Here is a 12320-nt window from a genome sequence, read left to right on the forward strand (position 1 = left end):
TTCATACGACGAGTGAATGCCGATGTGGCGGTGATCAGGTCCAGGAGGCCTTGAACGCCGCAGCAGGGACGGTCTCTCCGATGCCCGTGACGCTTGCCTTCCGAATGAGTCCCAGCGTGCTTCGATAGACCTCGAATTTGTCCTCGAGGCGCTCCGGCTCGATGTCTAGTCCCGCGTACTCGAAAACTGCTGCCAATTGTTCGCGGGTGGGATCGAAATCCTGTGTGCTCATGGTTCGACTCTTTCTCTCGAGGTGATGACAGGTACCGCTGCGGCACTGTCGGTCAGGGACTGGTACGAGTTGCCCACAGCCAGTGCGAGTGCTTCCTCGAACGGTGGCGTCATGATCTGCAGTCCGATCGGCAATCCTGCGGAATCGAACCCGGCCGGTACCGTCAGCGCCGGCATCCCGGTCACGTTCGCCGGGACCGTCAGGGCGTTCAGGCCGTTGAGTATGTCGATATCGCTGCCTGCCAACGCCATTCGCGATGCGCCAAACAGTGGTGCTGTGGTGGCGATGGTCGGTGAGAGCAACGCGTCCACCGATCCGAACATCCGATGCATTCCGTCGAGTACGACCGACCGTGCTCGTTGTGCGTCGACGTAGGCGACACCGCTGTGAAGGTGACCCACCCGAAGAGCATCGACCACATCGGACCCGAACAGATCCGGGCGTTCGTTCGCACGGGCCTGGTGCAGCGATGCGGCCTCCACGGACGCGATGACGCCGACGATGTCGGGGCAGAGCTCGACGCCGTCGAAGCGCACCGGAACGATGGTGGCACCGGCAATTTCGAGTACCCGCACAGCAGTGTCGAACGCCGCTGCCACGTCGGGATCGAGACGGTCGGTGAAGTAGCGTTCGCTGACCCCCAGCCGCAGGCCGCGTACTCCCCTGTCGAGCTGTGCGGTGAAATCCGGCACTTCGATCGCGGTGCTGTACGGGTCGAGTGGGTCATGCCCTGCCAACACACCGAGCATCGTCGCGCAGTCGGCGACCGTCGTCGTCAGCGGACCGGCATGATCGAGTGTCCAGCTCAACACCGTGACTCCGCGCTTGCTGATCCGTCCGTAGGTGGCCTTCATTCCGGTGACCCCACACAGAGCTGCTGGTATCCGAATCGACCCACCGGTGTCGGTCCCCATCGCAGCCGGGACGAGCCGAGCCGCAACGGATGCACCCGAGCCACCGCTCGACCCTCCGGGCACCCGGTCGAGCGCCCACGGGTTCCGCGTCGGCGGAGTGTTGACCCCGTACGCGTATTCGTGGGTGGTGGTCTTGCCGAGCACGATGCCATCGGCGGCACGCAGACGCGCAACGGTCTCCGAATCTTTCTGCGCCGGAGCATCCGACGAGGCGAGCGAACCCGATCGGGTAGGGATTCCCTCGACGTCGTACAGATCCTTGACGGCGAAGGGCACGCCTCGCATCGGGCCTCCGGGTTCCCCGCGCCGAATGGAATCGCGTTGACGTTCGGCCACCGCCCGGGCCTGCGAGGCGTTCACCACGACGAACGACTCCAGCTCGTCGTCCATCTCGTCGATTCGGGCGAGGTATGCATCGACGACGGCAACCGGGTCCAGAACTCCGGACTCGACTCGGCGGTGAATGGCGGTCACCGACGCGGCGAGTGGGTCGAAATCGCCGTGGGCACTGTCAGCACTCATCACAGCTCCTGTCCATGGTCAACTGCAGCGGTAGCGGTGTGTCCACGGTCAGTGCGGTCGCGAGACGATGTGCCGACTCGATCGCCGCCGATGCCGCGACGTCGGCCAGAGTTCCGCCAGCGAGCTCCGCAGACACCGAGCGAGCTGCCAAGGCTGCTGCTGCCCAGCGATGCTCGGTCATCGCGTGACCCCGATCTTGGGCTCCAGTACGGCCTCGACGAGGGTGCGGGTGATGTCGGTCCGCGGATTCGTCAGCAACTCGTCCACGGGTCCGGATTCGACCAGCTGTCCGCGGTCGAGCACTCCTGCGCGGTCACACATGTGCTCCACCAGAGCAAGATTGTGTGTGATGAGCAACAGAGTGAGTCCGCGTTCGGCCTGTAAGTCTTTGAGCAGGTTCAGAATCTGAGCCTGGACCGACACGTCGAGAGCTGCGGTCGGCTCGTCGAGAACGACGAAGTCGGGGTCGGTGATCAGAGCGCGTGCGATTCCGAGACGTTGCCGCTGGCCGCCCGAGAATTCGTGAATGTAGCGGTCGTAGTGCGATGGCTCCATGCCGACTCGATCGAACATCTCGAGCACTGCGCCGCGGATGTCCTTCTTGGCGGCGAGCTGAAAGCGTTCGAGGGCATATCCGACCTGTGAGCCGACGCTACGACGCGGATTGAACGCGGAGCCCGAATCCTGGAAGACGATCTGCATGTTCTTGCGGTAGCGACGCATGTCCAACGGGCTGAGCGCTGCGATGTCGTTGCCGTCGAACAGCACCGAGCCCGAGCTCACCGTCTCCAGGGCGAGCACCATGCGGCCTGTCGTTGTCTTGCCCGAGCCGGATTCACCGATCAATCCGAACGTTTCACCCCGTCCGATATCGAAGCTGACGTCGTCGACGGCCACGAAATCTGTCATGGATCGGCCGTCGCCTCGAACGCGGTAGACCTTTCGCAGATCACGCAGTGAAACCAGCGGCAGTTTGCCAACCGATGCGGTTGCCGACGACGTCGAATGATCAAGCTGAGACATTGTTCTTCCCCCCTTCGGAGATCGAATCGTGTGAGAACTCGAACAATCGACGGCTCGAGCGCGGAATCGCTCGCTCTGCGGCCGACAAGCGCAATTTGGGAACGGCATTCATCAGTCCCTGGGTGTACGGATGTTGGGGTCGCTCGAGAATGTCTGCACGCGTCCCGGTTTCGACGATTCGTCCGTGCCGCATGACGGTGACCTCGGAACACACATGGGCGACGACGCCGAAGTCGTGGGTGACGATCAGGATTGCCGTACCGAGTTCACGGTTGATGTCGAGAAGTAGGTCGAGGATCTGCTTCTGCACCGTGGCGTCGAGTGCAGTGGTCGGCTCGTCCGCCAGCAGCAGTTCGGGCCGGCACGCCAGCGCTATTGCGATGACGACTCTCTGACGTTGTCCACCGCTGAGCTCGTGCGGGTACGCCTTCATTCTTCTCACCGCATCAGGCAGTGCCACCAGCTCCAGGGCTTCCAACGCAGTTCTGCGCGCTGTCCTGGCATCGACTTTCTGATGCAAGCGAATGACCTCGACCAGTTGAGCACCGATCGTGAACGACGGGTCGAGCGCGCTGAGCGCATTCTGCGACACCAATCCGATGTGGCCACCGCGAATCTCACGCATGGCTCGCTCGTCTTTCTCGAGCACGTTCTCCCCACGAAAGAGGGTGCGGCCACTGCTGATTCGGGCTCGCCCTGACCCGAGAAGGCCGAGGACGCTGAGCGAGGTGACACTCTTGCCGGATCCGGACTCACCGACCAGCCCTCGGATCTCCCCCGGTTCGACCGACAGGTCGACGTTCTTGACCGCCTGCACCACACCACCGTCGGTATGGAAGTCGACGCTGAGGTCTTCGATGCTCAACAGTGCGGTCATCAGCTCGTCTGCTTTCTCGGATCGAGGGCGTCACGGATTCCGTCGCCGACGAGGTTGAACGACAGGGCAACGAGAAGGATGACGATGCCTGGGATGGTGGCGATGTGATAGATACCTTCGAGGAGCACGCTGGAGCCGTCGGAGGTCATGATGCCCCAGTCTGCGGTGGGTGGCACGACGCCGACACCGAGGAAGCTGAGGCCGGCCGCTACGACGATCATCAAGCCACACAACGTAGTTGCGTACACCGTGAGGTTGGCCATGACGTTGGGAGCAAGCTCTCTGAACATGAGATGGCCGACGTTGGCGCCGTATGCCCGCGCCGCCTCGATGTACTCCTTGCCCGATTCCTGCACCGTCGCGGTGTACGCCACCCGAGCCATGTACGGCACAAGGGTGATTCCGATGGACAGCATCACATTGCCCAGTCCTGCCCCGAGCACTGCCGACAGTGCAATTGCCAACAGAACGAGGGGGAAAGCGAACAGGACGTCGAGGATGCGCATCAGCAGTTCGCCTGCCCTGCTGCGCTTGTAGCCGGCGAACAGTCCGATCATCAACGCGATCGGAAAGACCACCAGCACCGGCACCACTGCCACGACGAGGGAGTTGCGTCCGCCGTAGAGCAGGCGGGAGAGAATGTCCCGCCCCTGGCCGTCGAGGCCCAGTGGGTGTCCCTCGGTGCCGATCCCGGCAAGCCTGTTCACCGGATCTCCCATGGTCGGGCTGTACGGGGTGAGCAGCGGCGCACAGATCGATGCGAGGACGACCAGCAGTAGGAACACCGCTGACGCCACCGCTACCTTGTCGCGTCCGAATGCCCGCAGACCGAGGCGCAGGGCCGAAGCCTGAACTGCAGCCTCGGTGGTCGGCGGAGCTGTCGATCGCCTTCGAGCCACTCGGCGACGCGACCGAGTATCGACACCGACCGATACGTTCATGCCGAAACCTTCTTCCGTGAGCGTGGATCGAGAAGCCCGACCGCCGTGTCGGCGACGAGATTGATGACGACGAATGCGAGCGCGATGAAGAGCACCCCGGCTTGCACAACAGGGATGTCTCGCTGCGTGATGGATGTGTAGAGCTGTTGCCCCAGGCCCGGCCACCCGAACACGACCTCGACGAAGACAACCCCGCCGAGCAAGTAGCCCACCTGCAGACCGATGACGGTGACGATCGGCGGCAGCGCATTGCGAAGTCCGTGTCGCCACAGCACCGACTGCTCCGACAGTCCCGACGCCCTGAGTGTGCGAATGTAGTCCTGCTGCAACACATCCACCATCACCGAACGTGACATGCGGGCGATCACCGCCAACGGCACCAGTGCCGCCGCGACCGCAGGTAGTACGAGGTGGATGAGCATGTCCCCCAGACCTCCCGGGCTCCGACTGTTGTACATTCCCGAGGTCGGGAACACCCCGAGACGTATCGAGAAGAAGCCGATCAACACGAGCCCGAACCAGTAGACGGGCACACTCGCTCCGGCGAGCGAGGCGAACATCGCGATCCGGTCGAACACACTGTTCTGCTTGCGGGCCGCCGCAATTCCGAGCGGAACTCCGATGACGACACACAGCAGCAGAGCAGCGAACGTGAGAATGATCGTGTTCCACAGCCGAGGCAGCATGATCTCCGACACCGGCTTGTTCACCGTCAACGACCGACCGAAATCACCTTGCAGCAGGCCACCCATGTAGTCGAGGTACTGGATCGGCAGTGAGCGATCGAGACCCAGTTCGGTTCGCACGGCAGCAACCGACTCAGCGGTCGCACCGGATCCGAGAATGGTCAGTGCCGGATCTCCCGGGACCAACTGCAGCAACATGAAGACGATCAGGCTGACTCCGAACAGAACCAGGATCGTGGACAGCAGGCGATGTGCCACCGTACGTATCATTGTTCGAGCCTCACTTCTTTCAGGTCGTACCACTCCTCGCTGGGCGAAACGAATCCGGATACGTACGGGGCCAACACGTACGGAGCCTTGTCGTTGACCACAGGTGCCAGCGCGGCGTCCTCGGTGACGATGTCGTTCGCCTGACGCCAGTAGTCGTTCGCAACGTCTTCGTCCGTCGCTCGGATCGCCTGATCCATCACCGAGTCGAGGTCGGGATTGGAGTAGTACCCCACGTTGACTCCGTTGGGAGACTGCAACTTCGAGGACGTGACGATGTAAAGCCAGTACGGGGTGGTCATTCCCCACGACATCTGGGCCATACCGACACCGGGCTTCATACCCTGCGCCCACGTGCCGAGATACGAAATCCATTCCTGCGTCTGGATTTGCATGTCGATTCCGATCTCGGCGAGATTCTGCTGCAGATATTCCGCCATCTGCGTCGGAATGATCTGGCCCGAACCGTCCACGGAGGTGATCAAGGTCGTCGTGAAGCCGCCCTGCAGGCCGACCGAGGCCAGCAGCTCCTTCGCCTTGGCGATGTCCCGCGTGTATGCATCGGTCCTCTCGACGTACGCGCCGTTCGCCGGGGCTTGAACACCGTAGGCGGGGTTGACACTTCCGCGAAGAAGATCATCTGCCATCCCGTCTCGATCGATGGCCAGATTGATCGCTTGCCGCACTTCTTTGATCGCCATGTTCGGGTCCTGCATGTTGAACGAGAGGTACCACACGTGCGGCGGCGTCCCCTCCGACAGCTGGTAGCCCTCACTCACCAAGTTGTCGATACTGTCCGGGCTCGGTACCGCGATCATGTCGACGTCACCACTGCGCAATGCGGCTACCCGCGCCGACGCGTCGGGAAGAGGCCGGAACACCACGCCCGAGATCGAGGGTTTCGTGCCCCAGTAATTGTCGTTGCGCACCAGGCTGATCCGCTCACCGCGAATTCTCTCGTCGAAGACGAACGGCCCGGTACCGACAGGATGGTCGCCGACATCGTCGCCGTAGGTTTCGATCGAGGCCGGGCTCATGATCGCCGTCGAACCGTTTCCGCCCTGGGCGAGCATGCGAAGGAAGGGCGAGAACGGTTGGGACTCGGTCACGACGAGCGTGTACTGGTCGACGGCCTGGACATCGGCCGTGTTCTGCCAGATGAAGTTCGTCTGGCCCGCGGCCTTGGCGGAGTACTGCGGAGCGCTCTTGTCCCACATGCGACGAAAGTTGTATTCGACTGCCTCGGCATCGAGCGGCGTTCCGTCGTGGAACGAGACCCCTCGACGAATGTCGAACGTGTACGTCAGTCCATCCTCGGACACGTCCCAGGACTCGGCCAGCCCGGGCTCGAGAGCGGGTACAGCCGCTTCCGAAGACGGCGTGCGGAGATCTTCGGTCACCAGGGGCTCGAAGATCTGCTGGTTGATTCGCCAACTGACCCAACCTCCGGCGACTTGGGGGTCGAGAACGTCGGCCTCGGATTCGATGGCCACGACAAATGTGTTGCCGGTCTCGACATCTGCGGCACTGCTGGCACCGCACGCCGTGAATGCGCTCATGGCGAGGGCCGCGACAGCGATGGCGGCGACGATCGATATCGGACGTCGCCGGTACGACGTGCGCGGGCTCATGCGGTGGCCGTTCTGACAGCCAGTTTCATGGGACATGTTCCTTCGATCTGAGGATTGACCGGCCTGTGGGGACGCGTATTCGGGCTCCGAAAGCGAAGTACGGGTCGAGGATTCCGCGTAGTGCGACGGCGAACTTGTGCGGATGATCAACGGTAGACAGTGCAGGCCTGTACTTCATATACGTCGAAATACGTATACTTTGCCCGCTGAGTCACATGAATCTACGTTGCAGCACAACATGTTTCGATGCTGTTACGGTGCGGAGTCGATCGGCAACACGAAAGCGGCGTCGGTGTCACCGACGCCGCCATGGCACTGCGAATCATTTTGTGCTGCAGATTGTGTCGCGCTTCAGATTGTGTCGCGCTTCAGATCAGCGCAGGAAAGCGTGCTGCGAATCGACGGACCGATCGTCGGAACCGAGACCGAGTTCGGTGGCGTACACAGCTGCGAGGACGCGATTGGGTACGCCCAGTTTGCGCAGAATCTTCTCGACGTGGGTGGTGACCGTTCGCGGCGACAGGAAGAGTTGTTCGCCGATCTCGGAGTTCGACATTCCTCGTCGAACACAGTCGAGAATCTGCAACTCACGATGAGTGAGCCGGAAGCGCGCCGCAGAGCGGCGGTCCAGCGCGTATCCGGTGAATGCCGGCCGCATCCGTTCGAGTAGTTCCTTGCCGGTGCCGGGGAAGTCCGTTTTCTCCACATTCCCGTGGCACATACCGATGATGTCGCCGGCGTTGTCGTGCAGCAACATCAGCACGCCGTTGTTGAAGCCCTGAGGCCGCAGTATTTGGCTCCCGCTGTACGAAGTGGCGAAACCGGGGACCTCGGTCCAATCGAAGATGAACTCGTGGTTCGAGAACTGCTTCTCGAATTCGGGTCGCGTATCGATGCTGCCGGTCAGAAAATCAGCAACGGTGTCTCCATATCCACGCTGTCCGACGGTGACGAACCTTCCGGCGACGTCATCCTTGTAGGCAAAAAGAAAACCGTCGCACTTGCCCTCGAATCTCAGGAAATCGATCGCCCCGTCCATTCGACGCTTGGCGACCGGTGACGACAGATCCGCCGCCATGGAAGCAATGTCGAAAGACATGAATCACGTCCTTCCGCTGAAGTTCTCCTGCGCAGGGCAGGTCGAGGACTGACTCCAGTAAACAGGCCGACGCTTTCGTTCGTGTTAAACCGAGGTTGCAAGCGCGCTCACGGTGACGTGAGAGCAGTGACGTCAGAACCCGAGCTTGCCCATTTGCTTCGGGTCGGTCTGCCAGTCCTTGGCGATTTTGACGTGCAGGTCCAGGTAGATCCTGGTACCGAGTAGCTTCTCGATCTGCAGTCGCGACGCGGTGCCGACCTCTTTGAGTCGCGAGCCACCCTTGCCGATGATGATGGCCTTCTGACTCGACCGCTCGACGTAGAGGATTGCGTGCACGTCGAGCATGTTGTCGTGGCCTTCACGGGGCAAGACCTCGTCGATGACGACGGCAAGGGAGTGCGGCAGCTCGTCGCGGACACCTTCGAGCGCGGCCTCACGGATGAGTTCGGCCATGAGGACTTCCTCGGGCTCGTCGGTGAGCTCACCGTCGGGGTAGAACGCCGGGCCCGGTGGCAGTTCCGACGCCAACAGGTCGACGAGCTTCTCGATCTGCTCGCCCGATTCGGCGGACACCGGGATGACATGCGAATTCTCGCTGAGCAGCTTCGACAGCGACATCAACTGCTGCACGACGCGTTCCTTCTTGACCTTGTCGATCTTGGTGATGATTCCGATGAGCGTCGTCTTGGGCGCGATGTGCCGCACCTGTTCGAGGATCCACCGGTCGCCGGGCCCGATCTTCTCGTCCGCAGGGATGCAGAGTCCGATGACGTCGACCTCGGAGTAGGTGTCCTGCACCAGGTCGTTGAGGCGTTGCCCCAGTAGCGTTCTGGGTCGGTGCAGGCCGGGGGTGTCGACCAGGATCAGCTGGGCGTGCTCTCGGTGCACGATGCCGCGAATGGTGTGCCGCGTCGTCTGGGGACGCGAAGACGTGATGGCGATCTTCGATCCCACCAACGCATTGGTCAACGTGGACTTGCCGGTGTTGGGTCGGCCCACGAAACAGACGAATCCGGATCGGAACTCACCGTTGTTCTGCTCGGACAAGAGCACCTCCAGATTTCAGTGTTGACGAGTGGCCTCGGACGAGTCGTCGTCCTCGGTGGAATCTTCTTCGGGTTCGAGCTTTTCGACCAGGACCGTGGCGATGCGGACGCGCCCCTTGGGATCTGCGCCACCTTCTCCACGCAGCAGCAGGCCGTGGGTGATCACCTGCGAGCCGGGCAACGGTACTCGGCCGAGTTCGTAACCGAGGAGTCCGCCGACGGTGTCGACTTCCTCGGATTCGATGTCGATGCCGAAGATCTCGCCGAGGTCCTCGAGCGGTACCCGCGAGGACAGCCGATAGCGTCCGTCGTCGAGTTCCTCGATGGGCGCGACTTCGTCGGAATCGTATTCGTCGGCGATCTCGCCGACGATCTCCTCGATCACGTCCTCGATGGTCACCAGCCCGGCGATGCCCCCGTACTCGTCGACGAGCAGGGCCATGTGGTTGCGATCGCGCTGCATCTCGGCGAGCAGACTGTCGAGTGCCTTGGAGTCGGGAACGAAGACGGCCGGACGCATCAGGTCGGACACCTGCACTCCGCGGCCGCCGTCGGTGGAGTAATACGTCTGCTGCACAAGGTCTTTGAGGTACACGACGCCGACGATGTCGTCCACGTTCTCGCCGATCACCGGAATGCGGGAGTGGCCGCTGCGCACAGCCAACGAGGTGGCCTGTCCTGCTGATTTGTCGGACTCGATCCACACCATCTCGGGGCGCGGGACCATGACCTCGCGGGCGGAGGTGTCACCCAGCTCGAACACCGATTGGATCATTCGCCGTTCGTCGTCGGCCACGACGCCGCGCTCGCGGGCCATGTCCACCAGTTCCCGGAGTTCGATCTCGGAGGCGAAGGGGCCGTTGCGAAATCCCTTACCGGGGGTGATCGCGTTGCCGATGAGGATGAGCAGTCTGCTGATCGGTCCGAGGAGCCACCCGAGTGCACGCAGGGGCAATGCGGCCGCCAACGCGATCGAGTACGCGTTCTGCCGACCGAGGGTTCGCGGACCGACACCGATCACGACGTAACTGACCAACACCATGGCCACCGCGCTGATCACCAATGCGGTGGTCGAGTCGATCAACTGCGTCAGGCCACCCGCGAGCAACACGGTGCCGCCGATCTCGCACAGAATGCGCAGCAGCACCATCAGATTGACGTATCGCGGGCGGTCACCGACCACGACGACGAGGCCGGTGGCACCGGGGCGCTCGTCCTTGACCATGTCGTCGATTCGCGCACGCGAGACCGTGTTCAGCGCAGAATCGACGGCAGCGAACAGGCCGCCGAGAGGCACGAGAAGGACAGCGAACACGATGAGCGCAACAGCACTGCTCACGCGCTAGGACCCCACACTTGCACCTGTTCGACGACGCAGATCATCGGTCGAGTCCGTCCACGAAACCGGCCTTGCCGAGTAGCCTGGCGTCGCGGGCGGCCTGTTCGGCGGCCTCCTCCGCACGCCTGGCGTCCTCGTACCATTCGGCAAGCAGCCGGTTCTGCAGCTCGAACATTTCCTTCTCTTCGTCCGGCTCGGCGTGGTCGTAACCCAGCAGGTGCAGCACACCGTGCACGGTCAGCAGCGCGAGCTCGTGTTCGAGCGAATGCCCCGCTGCGGCAGCCTGATCCGCGGCGAACGACGGGCACAACACGATGTCGCCGAGCATCGCCGGCCCGGGCTCGGGCGCATCGGGACGACCGCCCGGCTCGAGCTCGTCCATCGGAAACGACATCACGTCGGTCGGGCCGGGCAGATCCATCCACCGCATGTGCAGATCTGCCATCGTTGCCGAATCCACCAGCACCATCGACAGTTCCGCAGCGGGATGCACGTCCATGCCGGCGATCGCGAACCGCGCGACCGAGACCAGCTCGGGTTCGGAGATGTCCATCCCCGACTCGTTGGACACTTCGATACTCATCTAGCCACTACCCACGCTCTCGTTGCCTGCATCTGTCGGTCCGTATGTCTGAATCATCTTCTCGCCGAACGCGGTCCACCGGTGCGGCGTTGCGCCCTGTTGGGAATGACGCCTTCCGATGTCGACTCGAACCGCTCGTACGCGTCGACGATCTCCGAGACCAAGCGGTGGCGCACCACGTCGCTGCTGGTGAGCTGCGCGAAGTGGATGTCGTCCACGTCGGTGAGGATCTCCGAGGCTGCCCGCAACCCCGATCGCGCACCTCCGGGAAGATCGACCTGGGTCACGTCGCCGGTGACGACGATCTTCGACCCGAACCCGAGTCGGGTCAGGAACATCTTCATCTGCTCGGCGGTGGTGTTCTGCGCCTCGTCGAGAATGATGAATGCATCGTTGAGAGTGCGTCCGCGCATGTAGGCGAGTGGGGCGACCTCGATGACCCCGGCCTGCATCAGCTTCGGAATCGCCTCGTCGTCCATCATGTCGTGCAACGCATCGTGCAGCGGCCGCAGGTACGGGTCGATCTTCTCGTGCAGCGTTCCGGGAAGGAAACCGAGCCGTTCCCCCGCCTCCACTGCCGGACGCGTCAGGATGATGCGGCTGACCTGCTTGGTCTGCAATGCCTGCACGGCCTTCGCCATCGCCAGGTACGTCTTGCCGGTACCGGCCGGGCCGATGCCGAACACGATGGTGTTGGCGTCGATCGCGTCCACATAGCGCTTCTGGTTCAGCGTCTTGGGCCGAATCGTCTTGCCGCGGCGCGAGAGGATGTCCAGGCTCAGCACCTCGGCCGGTGAATCCGACACGCCCTCGGTGAGCATGGCGATCGATCGGCGCACTGCATCGGGAGTCAGTGGCTGAGCGCGCTTGGCCAGCGCGGCCAACTCGGAGATCACCCGTTCGGCCAGCGCCACATCGGCCACTTTTCCGGTGAGCGTCACGGCGTTTCCTCGTACGTGGATATCTGCCGTCAGCATCTGCTCGAGCGCCCGCAGGTTCTCGTCGGACTGTCCCAGCAGTGGCATCACTGCTTCGGGGGCGAGTTCCAGGGTGGACCGAACGTCACGCTCGGCGGGAAATTCGCTGTGTTCACTCACGTGGTGGCTATGGCCTGCTCTCTGGTGTCGGCTTCTCGGACGTGCAATTGGTATGGATCGAGT

At 62.6% G+C, this 12320-nt stretch carries 13 protein-coding genes; all 13 read right to left on the minus strand.

What is annotated here, in order from left to right; translation table 11 throughout:
• Positions 1-34: 34 nt before the first annotated feature.
• On the minus strand, positions 35-232 hold the full coding sequence (locus AB0362_RS14515) for a hypothetical protein (RefSeq protein ID WP_300519958.1): 198 nt from the start codon (positions 230-232) through the stop codon (positions 35-37).
• On the minus strand, positions 229-1668 hold the full coding sequence (locus AB0362_RS14520; protein ID WP_317784438.1) for an amidase: 1440 nt from the start codon (positions 1666-1668) through the stop codon (positions 229-231). The genes AB0362_RS14515 and AB0362_RS14520 overlap by 4 nt, the downstream gene beginning before the upstream one ends.
• Positions 1658-1849, minus strand: a complete 192-nt coding sequence (locus AB0362_RS14525; protein WP_317784439.1) for a hypothetical protein — start codon at positions 1847-1849, stop codon at positions 1658-1660. Before AB0362_RS14525 ends, AB0362_RS14520 begins: the two co-directional genes overlap by 11 nt.
• Positions 1846-2691, minus strand: coding sequence for an ATP-binding cassette domain-containing protein (locus tag AB0362_RS14530; RefSeq protein WP_317808908.1), 846 nt, complete (start codon positions 2689-2691; stop codon positions 1846-1848). The genes AB0362_RS14525 and AB0362_RS14530 overlap by 4 nt, the downstream gene beginning before the upstream one ends.
• On the minus strand, positions 2678-3568 hold the full coding sequence (locus AB0362_RS14535; protein ID WP_366235736.1) for an ABC transporter ATP-binding protein: 891 nt from the start codon (positions 3566-3568) through the stop codon (positions 2678-2680). Before AB0362_RS14535 ends, AB0362_RS14530 begins: the two co-directional genes overlap by 14 nt.
• Entirely contained in the window at positions 3568-4509 is a 942-nt protein-coding gene (locus tag AB0362_RS14540; RefSeq protein ID WP_300519943.1) for an ABC transporter permease, read from the minus strand. The genes AB0362_RS14535 and AB0362_RS14540 overlap by 1 nt, the downstream gene beginning before the upstream one ends.
• Complete coding sequence (locus AB0362_RS14545) at positions 4506-5465, minus strand: ABC transporter permease (RefSeq protein ID WP_366235737.1); 960 nt, start codon at positions 5463-5465, stop codon at positions 4506-4508. Before AB0362_RS14545 ends, AB0362_RS14540 begins: the two co-directional genes overlap by 4 nt.
• Complete coding sequence (locus AB0362_RS14550) at positions 5462-7093, minus strand: ABC transporter substrate-binding protein (protein ID WP_317784444.1); 1632 nt, start codon at positions 7091-7093, stop codon at positions 5462-5464. Before AB0362_RS14550 ends, AB0362_RS14545 begins: the two co-directional genes overlap by 4 nt.
• 373 nt (positions 7094-7466) lie before the next feature.
• Entirely contained in the window at positions 7467-8192 is a 726-nt protein-coding gene (locus tag AB0362_RS14555) for a response regulator transcription factor (RefSeq protein WP_317784445.1), read from the minus strand.
• Positions 8193-8324: 132 nt separating this feature from the next.
• A complete protein-coding gene (era, locus tag AB0362_RS14560) occupies positions 8325-9239 on the minus strand; it encodes a GTPase Era (protein ID WP_317808907.1) in 915 nt (304 codons plus the stop codon).
• A gap of 15 nt (positions 9240-9254) precedes the next feature.
• A complete protein-coding gene (locus AB0362_RS14565) occupies positions 9255-10577 on the minus strand; it encodes a hemolysin family protein (protein ID WP_068052334.1) in 1323 nt (440 codons plus the stop codon).
• 40 nt (positions 10578-10617) lie between these two features.
• Positions 10618-11160 (minus strand): rRNA maturation RNase YbeY, encoded by a 543-nt coding sequence (gene ybeY, locus AB0362_RS14570; protein WP_068052336.1) that lies wholly within the window; start codon positions 11158-11160, stop codon positions 10618-10620.
• A 53-nt stretch (positions 11161-11213) separates the two neighbouring features.
• The gene (locus AB0362_RS14575) at positions 11214-12257 is read right to left on the minus strand and encodes a PhoH family protein (RefSeq protein WP_032394544.1); all 1044 of its coding nucleotides are present in this window, start codon (positions 12255-12257) and stop codon (positions 11214-11216) included.
• Between the last annotated feature and the right edge of the window lie 63 nt (positions 12258-12320).

Origin of the sequence: Rhodococcus sp. NPDC079359, from assembly GCF_040702585.1 — a bacterium.
Classification (GTDB): domain Bacteria; phylum Actinomycetota; class Actinomycetes; order Mycobacteriales; family Mycobacteriaceae; genus Rhodococcoides.